Origin of the sequence: Lacticaseibacillus pantheris DSM 15945 = JCM 12539 = NBRC 106106, assembly GCF_001591865.1 — a bacterium.
Classification (GTDB): domain Bacteria; phylum Bacillota; class Bacilli; order Lactobacillales; family Lactobacillaceae; genus Lacticaseibacillus; species Lacticaseibacillus pantheris.
Genome location: NZ_BCVS01000060.1, coordinates 1 through 14,978 on the forward strand (window position 1 = coordinate 1; position 14,978 = coordinate 14,978).

Annotated in this window: 13 protein-coding genes; all 13 read left to right on the top strand. The window is 54.1% G+C overall.

The annotated features are described in order from the left end of the window. Positions 1-333: 333 nt before the first annotated feature. The 13 genes from secA to phoU all read left to right on the top strand — a co-directional run bounded on the left by secA (position 334) and on the right by phoU (position 14,840). Positions 334-2,700, top strand: coding sequence for a preprotein translocase subunit SecA (gene secA / locus LPA02S_RS07375; protein WP_054649664.1), 2,367 nt, complete (start codon positions 334-336; stop codon positions 2,698-2,700). Positions 2,701-2,855: 155 nt separating this feature from the next. Beyond that, a protein-coding gene (prfB, locus tag LPA02S_RS07380) for a peptide chain release factor 2 (protein ID WP_156302064.1) occupies positions 2,856-3,972 on the top strand; the annotation gives its coding sequence in 2 pieces (ribosomal slippage) (positions 2,856-2,927 and positions 2,929-3,972; 1,116 coding nt in all). Positions 3,973-3,991: 19 nt separating this feature from the next. Beyond that, the gene (gene ftsE / locus LPA02S_RS07385) at positions 3,992-4,678 is read left to right on the top strand and encodes a cell division ATP-binding protein FtsE (protein WP_056956371.1); all 687 of its coding nucleotides are present in this window, start codon (positions 3,992-3,994) and stop codon (positions 4,676-4,678) included. Further along, entirely contained in the window at positions 4,668-5,555 is an 888-nt protein-coding gene (gene ftsX, locus LPA02S_RS07390; protein ID WP_054649666.1) for a permease-like cell division protein FtsX, read from the top strand. Before ftsE ends, ftsX begins: the two co-directional genes overlap by 11 nt. 181 nt (positions 5,556-5,736) lie before the next feature. Further along, positions 5,737-6,861, top strand: a complete 1,125-nt coding sequence (locus tag LPA02S_RS07395) for a PDZ domain-containing protein (protein WP_054649668.1) — start codon at positions 5,737-5,739, stop codon at positions 6,859-6,861. A 2-nt stretch (positions 6,862-6,863) separates the two neighbouring features. Further along, positions 6,864-7,556, top strand: coding sequence for a response regulator transcription factor (locus LPA02S_RS07400; RefSeq protein ID WP_056956370.1), 693 nt, complete (start codon positions 6,864-6,866; stop codon positions 7,554-7,556). Continuing rightward, on the top strand, positions 7,549-9,192 hold the full coding sequence (gene pnpS, locus LPA02S_RS07405) for a two-component system histidine kinase PnpS (RefSeq protein ID WP_056956369.1): 1,644 nt from the start codon (positions 7,549-7,551) through the stop codon (positions 9,190-9,192). The genes LPA02S_RS07400 and pnpS overlap by 8 nt, the downstream gene beginning before the upstream one ends. 689 nt (positions 9,193-9,881) lie before the next feature. Beyond that, the gene (locus LPA02S_RS07410; RefSeq protein ID WP_235803486.1) at positions 9,882-10,700 is read left to right on the top strand and encodes a phosphate ABC transporter substrate-binding protein PstS family protein; all 819 of its coding nucleotides are present in this window, start codon (positions 9,882-9,884) and stop codon (positions 10,698-10,700) included. A gap of 9 nt (positions 10,701-10,709) precedes the next feature. Then, on the top strand, positions 10,710-11,636 hold the full coding sequence (gene pstC / locus LPA02S_RS07415; protein WP_054649676.1) for a phosphate ABC transporter permease subunit PstC: 927 nt from the start codon (positions 10,710-10,712) through the stop codon (positions 11,634-11,636). Beyond that, entirely contained in the window at positions 11,633-12,517 is an 885-nt protein-coding gene (pstA, locus tag LPA02S_RS07420) for a phosphate ABC transporter permease PstA (protein ID WP_054649678.1), read from the top strand. The genes pstC and pstA overlap by 4 nt, the downstream gene beginning before the upstream one ends. Positions 12,518-12,537: 20 nt before the next feature. Beyond that, a complete protein-coding gene (gene pstB, locus LPA02S_RS07425) occupies positions 12,538-13,344 on the top strand; it encodes a phosphate ABC transporter ATP-binding protein PstB (protein WP_054649680.1) in 807 nt (268 codons plus the stop codon). A gap of 36 nt (positions 13,345-13,380) precedes the next feature. After that, positions 13,381-14,142: a phosphate ABC transporter ATP-binding protein PstB gene (gene pstB / locus LPA02S_RS07430; RefSeq protein ID WP_054649682.1), complete on the top strand. Its 762-nt coding sequence runs from the start codon at positions 13,381-13,383 to the stop codon at positions 14,140-14,142. 20 nt (positions 14,143-14,162) lie between these two features. Next, complete coding sequence (gene phoU, locus LPA02S_RS07435) at positions 14,163-14,840, top strand: phosphate signaling complex protein PhoU (RefSeq protein WP_054649684.1); 678 nt, start codon at positions 14,163-14,165, stop codon at positions 14,838-14,840. Positions 14,841-14,978 lie beyond the last annotated feature (138 nt).

Sequence of the window (14,978 nt, forward strand, 5' to 3'; positions counted from 1 at the left end):
ACCGGCCGGCGGGTTTCCGGGCAGGCTCAGAATCGCACCTCCAACTCGCATGCACTTAGCGAGTTGGAGGTTTCGCCCTAGCAGTGGATTACCGCGGAGTGCCCACGAAAGCCGTAACTCACCAGCCCGGCCTACGCTGCCGCCGACCACTACCGTAGCAATCACGGCGCAGGGCACGTAAGCCGCAACCCCACCGCCACTTTGCTTGCACAACCATGCCAGTGGATACGCACGTTACAAAAATGTTACCTTCCATTAGTACAAATGCAATGGTATCAATGTTACAATTAGCAAGATGCTGTACGCACTTCTAGTGTGGGAGAGGATTTACTAATGCCAAATATGATTCGTAAATGGGTTGAAAGTGATGCCCGTGAAGTGAAAAGAATCGGCAAGATTGCCGACCAAGTCATGAGCTACGCTGATGAATTTGCCAAGCTGTCCGATGAGGAAATTCAAGCTAAGACGCCCGCATTTAAGGAGCGCCTAGCTAAAGGGGAAACCCTGGATGATATTTTGCCGGAGGCCTTTGCGGTTGCCCGTGAAGGTGCGCGTCGGGTTCTGGGACTGTACCCTTACCGCGTGCAAATCATTGGTGGTATTACCCTGCATGAGGGTAACATTGCCGAAATGAAAACCGGTGAAGGTAAGACGCTGACTGCCACGATGCCGGTGTACCTCAACGCCCTCTCTGGGTTGGGTGTGCACGTTATCACGGTCAACGAATACCTGAGTGAACGTGACGCCACCGAAATGGGTGAACTGTACAACTGGTTGGGCCTGTCCGTTGGCCTGAACCTGAGCGACAAGTCCCCCGAAGAGAAGCGTGAGGCTTACAACTCCGACATCACGTACTCAACCAACAGTGAACTCGGTTTCGACTACCTCCGTGATAACATGGTGGCCTACAAGGAACAGATGGTTCAACGCGGGTTAAACTTTGCCGTTGTCGATGAAGTGGATTCAATCCTGATTGATGAAGCCCGGACGCCACTGATTATTTCCGGTGGTGCCACTAAGTCGACCGGCCTGTACGTCCGCGCAGACGCCTTTGTGAAGACACTCAAAGAAACTGAAGATTTCAAAATTGACTGGTCAACCAAGACCATTGGGTTGACGGAGTCCGGGATTATTAAGGCCGAATCACACTTCGGTTTGGATAACCTTTACGACACCGAAAACACGGCCCTGACCCACCACTTGGACCAGGCGTTGCGCGCCAACTTCATCATGCAGCGCGACATTGATTACATGGTCAAAGACGGTGAGGTTTTGATTGTTGATTCCTTTACCGGTCGTGCCATGGAGGGTCGGCGTTTCTCTGATGGCCTGCACCAGGCAATTGAGGCCAAAGAAGGCGTGGAAATTCAGGATGAAAACCAGACCATGGCCAACATCACGTACCAAAACCTGTTCCGGATGTACACCAAGCTGTCCGGGATGACTGGTACGGCGAAGACCGAAGCCGAGGAATTCCGCGAAATTTACAACATGTTGGTTATTACCATCCCGACCAACAAGCCCGTTATTCGTTTGGACGAAGCGGACGTGTTATACCCGTCATTAGATAGTAAGTTCAGTGCCGTTGCTGCGGATATTGAGCGCCGCCACAAGAAGGGCCAGCCCGTGTTGGTTGGTACTGTGGCCATCGAATCCAGTGAGCGCTTGAGTGACCTGTTGGACCAGATGAACATTCCGCATACCGTCTTGAACGCCAAGAACCACTTGAAGGAAGCCGAAATTGTTATGAACGCGGGCCAGCGCGGTGCCGTCACGATTGCCACCAACATGGCTGGTCGTGGTACGGATATCAAGCTGGGACCCGGCGTGAAGGCTTTGGGTGGCCTCGCCGTGTTGGGTACTGAGCGGCACGAATCGCGGCGGATTGATAACCAACTGCGTGGCCGTTCTGGTCGTCAGGGTGACCCGGGGATTACCCAGTTCTACTTGTCCCTTGAGGATGACCTGATGAAGCGCTTTGGTTCGGACCGGATCAAAGCTGTCCTGCAGTCGTTACAGGTTGCGGATGACGACCAGGTAATCAAGTCCCGGATGGTTAGCCGTCAGGTTGAATCAGCACAAAAGCGGGTTGAAGGTAACAACTACGATACCCGTAAGCAGACTCTGCAGTACGACGACGTGATGCGTGAGCAACGCGAGGTCATCTACAAGCAGCGGCAACAGGTGATTGACGAAACAACCACCCTGAAGCCTGTGCTGATGGCGATGATTGAACGGACCGTCAACCGCATTGTGGACACCCACATTCAGGGGACGGATGCTTCTAAGTGGGACAGTGAGGCTTTGCTTGACTGGGTTCACGCCAACATGGTGCCCGATGAGGCTTTCACCCAGAAGGATATCGATGGACACTCCGCTGATGAAATTAAGGCGAAGTTGATGTCGCTAGTTGAGGCCAACTACCAGGACAAAGCCGAGCAGATTCCCGATAAGGCACAGATGCTGGAATTTGAAAAGGTGGTTATCCTGCGCGTGGTTGATTCTCTGTGGCCCGACCACATTGACGCGATGGATCAGCTCCGTCAGGCAATCGGCCTGCGTGGTTATGGGCAGATGAACCCACTGGTTGAATACCAGGAAGAAGGGTTCCGGATGTTCGAAGAGATGGTTGGCGCCGTTGATGAGAACACGACCCGTCTGTTCATGAAGGCGCAGATTCGTCAAAATATTGAACGTTAAACCACACGTTCTGTGGCGTGTTGCAGCCAGCCGGTCCTTGGACTTGCTGGCTGAACGCGTGTCAGGGGCAGTATGGAAATAGTTATGTTGTCACAGGCTTCGTCTGATTGGCAACATAACTTTGTACATAATAGTTATGAGTGAGGATTATCAACATGGAATTAAGCCAAATTCGTAATGCGTTAACTGATTTGGGCGCAAAGATTGCCCAGTTTAGGGGGTCGCTTTGACCTCGATGCGCTGAACGAAAATATCAGTGTGAATGAAGCCCAAATGGCCGCGCCCGGCTTTTGGGACGACGCGGAGTCCGCGCAGGCCGTGATTGATGCCACCAACGTGATGAAGAGCAAGCATGATGCTTTTTACCGTCTGAGTGACGCGGTGGATGACCTCCAGGCTGCGTACGAGTTACTGCAGGAAGAGCCCGACGCGGAGCTACAGGCAGAGACTGAGCAGCAGTTGAGTCAGCTGCAGGAAGCCATGCAGAAGTACGAGCTGAACTTGCTGCTGGATGGGCCGTACGATGATAGCAACGCCATCTTGGAAATCCATCCGGGCGCTGGTGGGACTGAGGCGCAGGATTGGGGCAGTATGCTGTTGCGGATGTACCAACGCTGGGCGGATCAAAACGGCTATAGCGTTGAAGTGGCGGATTATCTAGCCGGCGACGAGGCGGGGTTAAAGAGCGTTACCTTGCTGATTAAGGGTACCAACGCCTACGGAATGCTGCGCGGCGAGAAGGGTGTACACCGGCTGGTTCGAATCTCACCGTTTGATTCCGCGTCACGCCGCCACACCAGCTTTGCTTCGGTTGACGTGATGCCGGAACTCAATAAGGACATCTACGTTGACTTGCGGTGGGATGACATCAAGATGGAAGTATTCCGCAGTAGCGGGGCCGGTGGGCAGCATATTAACAAAACCAGTTCCGCCGTCCGGTTAATTCATATTCCTACCGGCTTGGTCACCAGTTCGCAGGCCGAGCGGTCACAGTTTCAGAACAAAGAAACGGCTTATAACATGTTGAAGGCCAAGCTCTACCAGAAGGAACAGGAAGAGCAGGAACGGCGGGAAGCGGAGATTCGTGGTGTGCAACTCGACACCGCCTTTGGTTCGCAAATTCGGTCGTACGTGTTCCACCCGTATACGATGGTGAAGGATCACCGTACCGATTATGAAACTGGCAACGGCCAGGCAGTGATGGACGGCGACTTGAATCCGTTTATCTACGCGTACTTACAGTGGCAATTAGCACAGAAGAATCCCGATTGAGGAAGGAAGGTTCCGCAAAATGATTGTGTTTGATAAGGTCACTAAGACCTATGACAACGGCGTGACCGGGGTCAAAAACCTGTCCCTAAAGGTTCAGCAGGGTGAGTTTGTTTATATCGTTGGGCAAAGTGGGGCCGGGAAGTCGACCCTGATTAAGATGTTGTACCACCAGTTGGTACCAACCAGTGGACAGATTACGATTAACGACTTTGACTTTGGCACGATGAAGCCGCAGGACGTACCAATGCTCCGCCGGTCGATGGGGGTCGTGTTCCAGGACTTCAAGTTGCTGCCCCGGATGACCGTCTTTGAAAACGTTGCGTACGCCATGCAGGTTATTGAGACGCCCGAGGATGACATCAAGCCCCGTGTGCTGGATGTGCTCAAGCAAGTTGGCTTGGAGCAAAAAATTCGGCGTTTCCCGAATGAATTGTCTGGTGGTGAACAGCAACGTGTGTCCATCGCCCGGGCGATTGTGAACAAGCCCACGGTGGTCATCGCTGACGAGCCGACCGGGAACCTGGATCCGGATACGAGTGAAGAAATCATGGATATCCTGGACCGCGTTCACGGCGCCGGGACGACGGTCATCATGGCGACGCATAACCGGGATATTGTTAATTCGCGTAAGCACCGAGTAATTGAGATTGCCGGTGGTGCCATTGTTCGTGACGAAGCAGAGGGGGCTTACGAAGTTGAAAACTAACGTGATTAAGCGGCACGTCCGCGACAGCTTAAAGAGCCTACGCCGGAACGGCTGGATGTCCGTCGCATCCATCTCGGCCGTCACGGTGACTTTGTTCATGGTCGGTATTTTTCTGGCCGTCTTGTTTAACGTGAACCACGTCAGCCGTCAGGTCGAAAACGACGTCCGGGTCCGCGTGTACGTTGAGCGGAAGACCCCGCAGGCCGCCAAGGACAAATTGTCTAAGCAGCTCAAGAAGATTCCGCACGTTCAGAAGGTGACGTACCGTTCCCGTAATGCCGAGTTAAATTCCATTGTGAGTGGTTACGGTTCAGAATGGAACATGTTCAAAGGTGACGATAACCCACTGAACGACGTTTACATTCTGAAGACGAAGAACTCGGCCAGCACGATGGCGGTCACGAAGAAAGCCCGCAAGTTGGCTAACGTGGCATCAGCTAGTTATGGTGGTGATACGGCCCGCAAGCTGTTCAGAGTAGCGGCTAAGGTGCGCAACTGGGGCGTTGCTTTCACGGTGCTGTTGTTACTGGTAGCGGTATTCCTGATCAGCAACACTATCCGTATCACGATTATGTCCCGACGCGAAGAGATTGCGGTTATGCGCTTGGTCGGGGCGACTAACGGCTACATCCGCTGGCCTTTCCTACTAGAAGGCGCATGGACGGGGCTGTTCGGCTCGCTTATCCCAATTATCATTGTCGACATGGGTTACGGGGCCGTTGTGAGCCACAGTGGCCTGAGCGTCGCGGCCAACGGTTACGCGTTCTTTAACACGATGCCGTTCCTGTTCTGGTTGGACCTATTACTTGCCGGTATCGGAATTGTGATTGGTGCCGCCGGGGCCGGGCTGTCGATGCGTCGTTACCTCAAAGTTTAAAGTGATATCCATGAAACCGCGGCCGGTTGGGTCGCGGTTTTTGATTGGTTATATGCAAAAGATTATTGAGGATAAATTTCAGCGCTAGGTATAATTAAGCCGCCACTTTGTCATGAATCGTTGCCCTGTCCCCCAGTGTAGTTTGGTATACTTGCAGTAAACAAGTGGAGGTGTCATTGCAGTGGGAGTGATCCAGTTTGACCTATTATTTTTGGTGAGCACCATCTTGATTGCCCTCGTTGTCCGCATTCGTGCGGGGCGGCGGCTGCAGCACGAGCGCGCAGCTGTGCGGCTGGCGGTGACCCGCGACCTCCTCGAAGAAGGGTACTACTGGTTGGCGACCCTGTTGCCGGGGATATTGATGTCCGTCCTGTTAATCGTACTCGGCGTCACAATACCCACCGCGGTTGGCATCACCTTTGCCGCACTCGCGTTGATCATGGCGCTGGTGATGCCCGGATTTTCGCCACTATATCTAGGGCTGGTTGGTGCCATTGTCTGGGCCATTCCGCATGGATGGTGGTCGGCAATCGGGTTACCCAGCGGCACCCCGGCAAAGTGGGCCCCCGGCACGCTACTGATTGTGGGCCTAGCCTTGCTAGTCAACGCCTATACGGCCTGGCGGGGGCACCGACCTGTCTCCTCACCCCGCGTGGTTAGTCGTGGCGGGCAGACTTGGGCGCGGTACCGGGTGCGTCAGCTACTGTGGTTACCGCTCATACTGCCGGTGCCCGGCACGTGGCTGGCGGCGTTGCCGTGGTGGCCGCACCTAGGTCTGGGACTCAGCCAGGGCCACTTTGCCCTACTGGCCTTGCCGCTATTCCTCGGTTTCGGTTTTACCCACCAACAGGCAAAGTCGCGGCCGGCGCTTGTTTGCACCGCGTGGGTTGAGGGCGTGGTGGGGCTCGTTACGGTGATAGCCGCTGCGTTTGTGTACGCCGATGTGGTTAAGGCGACACCAGTAATTTTGGGCGTCGCGCTGCTGAGCTTGGGTGCCCTCGTTACTTTGTGGGTACTACGGCGGTCGCACCCCGAAGTCACGCTGGTGCGTCCTGGCGTCCGCGTGGTGGGGGTGGTGGCTGATACGCCGGCTGCGCGCATGGGTTTAGTCCCGGGCGACGTCGTGTTACAGTGTAACGGGGCGGACGTGACGGACACCGCATCACTTTATAACGCGTCACAACATCTGGGTACCTTTTGCCGGCTGCGAGTGCAGGATACGGCCGGCGAATTTCGGCTGGTGGAGACCGCTATTTACACGGGCACGCCGCACCTTTTGGGCATTATCACCTTTCCGGAGGATTAATGATGAAGAAAATTCTGGTAGTGGACGACGAACCAGCAATCGTTACTTTGCTTAAATACAACCTCGAGGCCGAGCACTACGCGGTGACCTCGACCGGCGACGGCCAGGACGCCGTGGCTCTAGCGCTGAATAATGAGTTTGATTTTATTATTTTGGACCTCATGCTACCCGGAATGGATGGCATTGACGTCACGAAGGAGTTACGCAAAGCCGACGTGACCACGCCCATCATGATTTTGACCGCCAAGGATTCTGAGGCCGACAAAATTATTGGTTTGGAACTGGGGGCAGATGATTACGTCACCAAACCGTTTTCACCCCGCGAAATCATCGCGCGTATCAAGGCCATCGAGCGCCGGGTGGGTAACGCCAAGGACGATGGGGCCAAGGTATTGAAAGTTGGCGAGTTAACCATTGAGCCGTTGAACCACCGGGCCACGATGCGGGGTGAACGTCTGCACCTGACGCCCAAAGAATTTGAGTTACTGCAATACTTTGCTACTCACCACGGGAAGATTTTGTCCCGTGACGTGCTACTGAACGGGGTGTGGGGGTACGATTACCCTGGTGAGACCCGGATGGTGGACATTCAGGTGAGTCATTTACGGGAAAAAATTGAGCGTGACCCTAAGCACGCGGAATATTTACAGACCGTCCGTGGCTTTGGTTACCAATTGGAGGATCCCAATGCTTAAACATGCGCGTCGACGTTTTATAGTGATAGCCCTGCTAGCGATAGCGGGCTTTTTTGCCCTTATCACCCTGCAAAATACGATTCTGGCGCAAAAACAGTACGATACTTACCAGCAAATGGCGGTGGTCGCCAAGGCTGGCGGTCACCAGGAGCAAGAATTGGGGCGGATAACGGAAGTCAATTTGGACGGTAAATCCCACATTGCGGCGGTGGTGCAGGACCGTATTCGGAGTGGGGATGACCTGCGCAATCATAGCCACGTGTACATTCACCTCAACGGTAAGCGGCAGTTTGTGTACATTTCTTCAGGCAAAGACGGTAACTGGGGTTTTGTTGGCCGAGCCTGGAACGTCGGCACTGTTGGCGTGAAGCAAGGTATCATTTACGCCGTTATTTACTGGGCGTTGGTGGCCCTCCTACTGGTCTGGAGCGCCCGGGACGACCGGCATTTGAAATCCGAAATTAACGCGTTGGCGGATAACATCCACCGCGTGCGGTATGACCACCACGCCCATCCGTTACTGGTGCCACCGAGCTCACGAGTTTACCCGCTGGCCTACCAAATTCAGGGCTTGGAGGGTGACGTTACGCACTGGCGCCGGAAGCTGACGGTGCGTTCGGAACGGTTCGTGCAGTTAGTGGATCACCTGCCGCAAGGGGTCATGTTGATTAACGGTCAGCGTCAAGTAACCATTGTGAACACTGCCATGGCGACTTTGCTGGGCCACGAAATTAGTCGGCAACGCCACCCGTACGTTGATGATATCCAGACCTTTGCCTTGAGCAGAATGATTGAACACACGGCGCGTGATGGTGAAAGTCGGCACGAGGAAATCCAGATTCAGGATGGTACGGTTGACGTTGATGCGACGACGGTGGCCATTCGGAAGGGCCCAGATGAACTCCAGGTGCTGGTGATTCTGTACGACGTGACGTTCATGCGCAAAGTCGAACAGATGCAGTCCGACTTTGTCCAGAATGTGAGCCACGAGTTGAAGACGCCGGTAACCGCCATCGCCGGCTTTGCGGAAACACTACTGGCGGGGGCTAAAGATGATCCCGAGGCGCTGGACAACTTTTTGCACATCATTCAAAGCGAATCCCAGCGGCTATCCCAGTTGATTCAGGATACGCTGGCGCTGTCGCGCGTTGGTGAAAGCAACGACCATATTGAGAAGGTCACGATTGCGCCGCTAGTCCAAAACGCGCTGAATAGTATTCAGCAGCCGATTGCCGACCGGAAATTACACGTGAATGTTGAGCTAGATGCCGACCTGGCGTTGGAAACTAACAAGAGCAAGTTGAGTCAAATTGTGCGTAACCTAGTCAATAACGCCGTCTTTTACAATAAAGATGGGGGTACGTTATCAATCGTCGGCGTGCGAACTAACGGTGGCATTCGGCTACAGGTTTCGGATACCGGTGTCGGTATCGCCGACGACGAACAGCAACGGATTTTTGAGCGGTTCTACCGTGTGGATAAAGCACGGTCACGGAATAGTGGCGGTACTGGTTTAGGACTGGCGATTGTCTCCGAACTGGTGGAAGCTTTGGGTGGATCCATCCACTTGGCTAGCCAACTGGGCGTGGGTAGCACGTTTACGGTTGCTTTACCGAACGCGACCCCCACAAAGTAAAAGTCGATACAATTGTTTGGCGGCACTTGACCTTTCGGGAACGTTGTCGCACACACCAGAGCCAGACTGGGTAGTTTAAGTAGTTAGTTATTTGTTAGCTGTAGCGGTAATAACTTCCGTTAGAAATTTATGTGGTGGCAACACCGCCTTTTACATTAGAACCGTCACCACTGAAGCTTCAGGCGCTTGGTGGTGACGGTTCTTTATTGATGTGTATATACAGATTGTGTCAATGTTAAAAAAGTTATTGTGCTGACGCCAATTTATTTTAGGTTTGGGTGCACCCCATGTAGGTCCGCTTGGCGGTAATCAAGTGGAGGTGCGGGGGTGGTGGTTGGTCGCTGTATGGGGCTGCGATAGCAGCGCCGTAGAAACGAAGTGCCGTACGGCGAGACCAGCTCAGAGACTGCGGGCGGGTTTTGCCCGTAGGCTCTGAGTGGCAGCGGAAGACTGCGGAGCAGGCTGAAGCTTTCACCCTTTCAGCGACCAACCACCACCCCAGCACCGGAGCTTGATTACCGCCAAACGGACCGGCGGCACTCACAACCCCCCCAATCGCAACGAGGATTTACACAACCATTACAGTAACGTGACTGTGGCATTTACCAACGAACAGTACACTGATAATAGACAGAATGTGTGGAGGTAGCACCGTGAAGAAGCTAGGCCTATTCACAGTATTAATACTCATGCTGGTTGGTTTGACCGCCTGCAAATCCAGCGGGAGCGGCGAATCAATTACCGTAGTGGGTAGTTCTGCGCTTCAGCCGCTTGTGGAAGCGGCCGGCGAGCAGTACGCCAGCGACCACTACGGCGTTTTCGTGAACGTTCAGGGTGGTGGGTCCGGCACCGGGCTATCCCAGATTCAGCAAGGCGCAGTTTCCATCGGTAACTCCGACCTCTTTGCCAGCGAGAAGAAGGGCATCAATAGCAAAGCCCTCGTGGATCACAAAGTGGCGGTGGTTGGTATCACCCCCGTGGTGAACAAGCAGGTGGACGTGACTAACCTAACCACGCAGCAGTTACGTAACATCTTTGCCGGTAAGGTGACCAACTGGAAGCAGGTTGGCGGTAAGAACCTACCCATCGTGCTGGTGAACCGGGCGCAGGGTTCCGGTACCCGGGCGACCTTTGAACGCTGGGTGATGGGGGACGTCCCAACCATGACGGCGCAGGAACAGGATTCCACCGGGATGGTGCGGCAAATTGTCGCCAGCACACCGGGCGCGATTTCGTACATGGCCTTTTCGTACGTAAACAAAGACGTGAAGACGGTCAAGGTTGACGGGGTGGCTCCGACCGAGGCCAACGTGCACTCGAACCGTTGGCATATCTGGGCGTACGAGCATATGTATACCCGCGGTGCTGCGAAGGGACTCACTAAACGTTTCATTGATTACGTTATGAGCGACCAGGTGCAACAGACGCTCGTGAAGCAGATGGGGTACATCCCTATTAACGACATGCAGATTGTACGTGACGTTAACGGTCGCGTTACGCGCCAGTAGGAGGACATGATGGAAGAAGACAAGATTCGCGCAGCCATGTTACGCAAATCGCGTGCGGCCCGCATTGAACAGCGGGGTCGGGCGATTAGTTTTGCGTGCATCGCGCTGATTGTCCTGGTCGTCGTGGCAATCTTTTACTTTGTTGCGTCTAAAGGGCTAGCGACTTTCTACCAAAACAAGGTGAACCTCTGGGACTTTTTGAGCAAAACTAGCTGGTCGCCGAGTACCACCGGACCCCACGGTAAACCCGAAGTTGGCGCCCTGCCGATGATTATTGGTAGTTTCGGCGTAACCTTCTTGGCGGCGATTGTTGCTACCCCCTTTGCCATCGGGGCGGCCTTGTTTATGACCGAAATCGCGACTAAGTGGGGTGCAAAGATACTCCAACCGGTCATTGACCTTTTGGTGGGGATCCCATCCGTTGTGTACGGGTTCATTGGCCTGAGCGTCGTGGTGCCGGCCATTCGTAACGTCTTTGGTGGGACTGGGTTCGGTATTCTGGCCGGGACGTTTGTGCTGTTTATCATGATTTTGCCGACCGTTACCTCCATGACCGTGGACGCAATTCACGCCGTACCAAGCTATTACCGTTCGGCCTCTGCGGCTTTGGGCGCAACCCGGTGGCAGACAACTTCGCGCGTAGTGTTACGGGCTGCGGTGCCGGGTATTCTGACCGGGATCGTGTTCGGGATGGCCCGCGCGTTTGGTGAAGCCCTAGCGGTACAAATGGTGATTGGTAACGCGGCCATGTTGCCAAAGGACTTGATTAGTCCAGCCAGCACCTTGACCTCCGTCTTGACCAGCGGTATTGGTAACACGGTCATGGGCAGCCTGGAGAATAACGCGCTGTGGTCATTGGCGTTGATACTATTACTCATGTCGTTGGCCTTTAACCTGGTCATTCGCTGGATTGGAAAGCGGGGTGCCCTGAAATGAACGCAAAACGTGTGGACAAAATTGCCACTGGCGTCATCAACGTCATTGCGGGAATCATTGTGCTCATCCTGGCGGGACTACTGGGTTACATCCTGGTGCGCGGGGTCCCGCACATCTCTTGGCACTTCCTGACGAGCCCGGCAAAGGCGTTCCAGGCCGGCGGGGGGATTGGAATTCAACTGTTCAACTCCTTCTACCTGTTGGTGTTGGCGATGCTGATATCGGTACCGATTTCACTCGGTGCGGGCATTTACCTATCGGAGTATGCCGGCAAAGGGCGGATAGTTGAAATTGTCCGGACGGCCATCGAAATTTTGAGTAGTTTACCCTCTGTGGTCGTGGGGTTGTTCGGTTTTCTGCTGTTTGTAATTCAGTTTAAGTTTGGGTTCTCAATCATTAGTGGCGCGCTCGCGTTGACCATGTTCAACCTACCGTTGCTGACGCGGAGCATTGAGGATTCCTTGGAACAGGTTGCGTTTAGCCAGCGTGAGGCCGGGCTGTCGCTAGGACTATCCCGCTGGGAGACCGTGATCCACGTGGTCATTCCCGAGGCGCTACCAGGAATTATCTCGGGGATGATTCTCGGTGCGGGGCGTGTCTTCGGTGAAGCCGCCGCTCTGATTTACACAGCCGGGCAAAGTGCACCCGCACTGAACTTTGCGGACTGGAATCCCTTTGATATTCAGAGCCCACTCAGCCCGATGCGTCCGGCCGAAACTTTGGCCGTGCACATCTGGAAGATCAATGCCGAGGGGATTCAGCCCGACGCGTCCGCCGTTTCCGCCGGAGCGTCGGCGGTATTGATTATTGTGGTGTTGCTATTCAACTTCCTGGCACGCCGCGTGGGTACCTTTATTTACCGTAAAATGACCGCCGCATAGCGAGAGAGGAGTGGTCGCACATGGCCAATTATTCATTAGATGACCGTTTTATCCGCGAACTACCCGGTGATGCAGAAGTGGCGGTTTCCACCGATGATCTACGGGTGTTCTATGGTGAGCACGAAGCCATTCACGGAGTATCGTTGCCGTTCGAACGCTACAAAATCACAGCGCTCATCGGTCCCAGTGGTTCTGGTAAATCGACCTATCTTCGGTCAATTAACCGGATGAACGATAATATTTATGGGAGCCGGGTTACGGGCAACATTATGTATCGGGGGCTGGACATCAACAGCAACGCGGTGGACGTGTACGAGATGCGTAAGCACATCGGTATGGTGTTCCAGCGCCCCAACCCCTTTGCTAAGTCCATTTACGACAACATCACCTTTGCCCTGAAGCGTTTTGGCACGAAGAGCAAAGCAGAACTGGATGAGATTGTCGAGACCACGCTCAAGCAGGCGGCGTTGTGGGACCAGGTCAAGGACCAACTCCACAAGAGTGCACTGGCCTTATCTGGTGGGCAACAACAGCGTTTGTGTATTGCACGCGCAATTGCCATGAAGCCGGACATTCTGTTGATGGACGAACCCGCGTCGGCTCTGGACCCAATCTCGACTGCAACGTTAGAGGACACCATGATGGCGCTCAAGGACCAGCTGACCATCATTATCGTGACGCACAACATGCAGCAGGCGGCTCGGGTGAGTGATTACACGGCGTTCTTCTATAACGGTCAGTGCCTTGAATTTGATGAGACGCGCAAAATCTTTACGCGGCCGAAGATTCAGGCGACTGACGATTACGTGTCGGGAAATTTTGGTTAATTTACTGCTTGGCAACTTAGGTACGGAGGACAATTCATGGCCAACAAGAATATCATTACCAGTAAGGACGTCCACATTTACTACGGTGACTTTGAGGCCATCAAGGGTGTTTCCATCGACTTTCCGGAACACGAAATCACGGCGCTCATTGGCCCCAGCGGGTGTGGTAAATCCACGTACCTGCGTACGCTGGACCGCATGAACGACCTGGTACCGGGTGCGCGGACGACCGGGGCCATCAAACTGGATGGCGAGGACATTTACGCACCGACAACGGACGTGGTACAGTTGCGTAAGCGGGTGGGCATGGTGTTTCAGCAGCCTAATCCCTTTCCGTTTAGTATTTACGACAATGTTGTCTATGGTTTGCGGTTAGCGGGTGTGCGGGACCGCGCTACTTTGGACGCAGCGTGTGAGCGGAGCCTCCAGCAGGCGGCAATTTGGGATGAGGTCAAAGACAAGTTGCACGACTCGGCTTTGGGCCTCTCTGGCGGGCAACAACAGCGTGTCGTGATGGCGCGGGTGCTGGCCGTGCAACCGGAAGTGATTTTGCTTGATGAGCCCACGAGTGCGCTAGACCCCATCTCATCCACGCAGATTGAGAATACGTTGCTTGAATTGCGGGACCAGTATACAATCATTATCGTGACGCACAACATGCACCAGGCGTCACGTATCTCCGACCGGACGGCGTTCTTCTTACAGGGGGACATTGTTGAGGTCGGTCCCACTAAGCAAATATTTATGAATCCACAACACAAGGAAACCGAAGATTATATTTCCGGCCGCTTTGGTTAAAAAAACGGGGGACAAAATTTATGCGTGAGGAATTTACCGACGAGCTGAACGAGCTGCACGTACGGTTTTCAGAAATGGGGATGATGGTCAACGAGGCCATCTCCAAATCGGTGCGAGCATTTATCAATCACGATAAGGCTTTGGCGCGCCAGGTGATCGAGGAAGACGATCAGATTAACGAACGTGAAGTCGACCTGGAAAAACGCAGCTTTGAAATGATTGCTCTCCAGCAGCCGGTGGCAAGTGAGTTGCGGATGGTGGTCACGGTGATGAAGGCCGTGAACGACTTGGAGCGGATGGGTGATCACGCCGTTTCGATTGCTAAGTCCACCATCAGGGTGAAGGGCAATACCCGCGTGCCCGCGATTGAAGAAATGTTGGCCGCGATGGCCGACGCCGTCAAGGAAATGGTTTCCGAAGTCCTGGACGCCTACGTTAAGGAAGATGAGGACCGCGCCCGTTGGATTGCGGGGCAGGACCACGGAATCAACGACTTTTCCTATAACATTTACCAGGAATGTATCGCGGAGATGCAGGCGGACGCCGAGACGGTTGTCGGCGGCATGGACTACATGCTGGTAGCGTCGTACCTCGAACGGATTGGCGATTACGTCACGAACATCTGTGAGTGGATCGTTTACCTGAAGACGGGGAAGATCACGGAGTTGCAGTCGAGTGACAAAGAAGACAAGTTCTAACCCTGACGCTGGTTGATAGCGTCAACAATCAGTGGCCTGAAGAGGGCCACTTTTTTCATGCGTTTGTTCACTCAGTGGCGGTTCTGGCTGGTGCGGGTGCCGTGGGGTGCTGCGACTTTGTGGACCGCTCCACGGTGA

Coding starts and splice junctions, on each gene's coding strand:
- pnpS (WP_056956369.1), top strand. CDS start 7,549: ATGCTTAAACATGCGCGTCGACGTTTTATAGTGATAGCCCTGCTAGCG.
- pstB (WP_054649682.1), top strand. CDS start 13,381: ATGGCCAACAAGAATATCATTACCAGTAAGGACGTCCACATTTACTAC.
- pstC (WP_054649676.1), top strand. CDS start 10,710: ATGGAAGAAGACAAGATTCGCGCAGCCATGTTACGCAAATCGCGTGCG.
- LPA02S_RS07400 (WP_056956370.1), top strand. CDS start 6,864: ATGAAGAAAATTCTGGTAGTGGACGACGAACCAGCAATCGTTACTTTG.
- pstB (WP_054649680.1), top strand. CDS start 12,538: ATGGCCAATTATTCATTAGATGACCGTTTTATCCGCGAACTACCCGGT.
- phoU (WP_054649684.1), top strand. CDS start 14,163: ATGCGTGAGGAATTTACCGACGAGCTGAACGAGCTGCACGTACGGTTT.
- pstA (WP_054649678.1), top strand. CDS start 11,633: ATGAACGCAAAACGTGTGGACAAAATTGCCACTGGCGTCATCAACGTC.
- LPA02S_RS07410 (WP_235803486.1), top strand. CDS start 9,882: ATGCTGGTTGGTTTGACCGCCTGCAAATCCAGCGGGAGCGGCGAATCA.
- secA (WP_054649664.1), top strand. CDS start 334: ATGCCAAATATGATTCGTAAATGGGTTGAAAGTGATGCCCGTGAAGTG.
- ftsE (WP_056956371.1), top strand. CDS start 3,992: ATGATTGTGTTTGATAAGGTCACTAAGACCTATGACAACGGCGTGACC.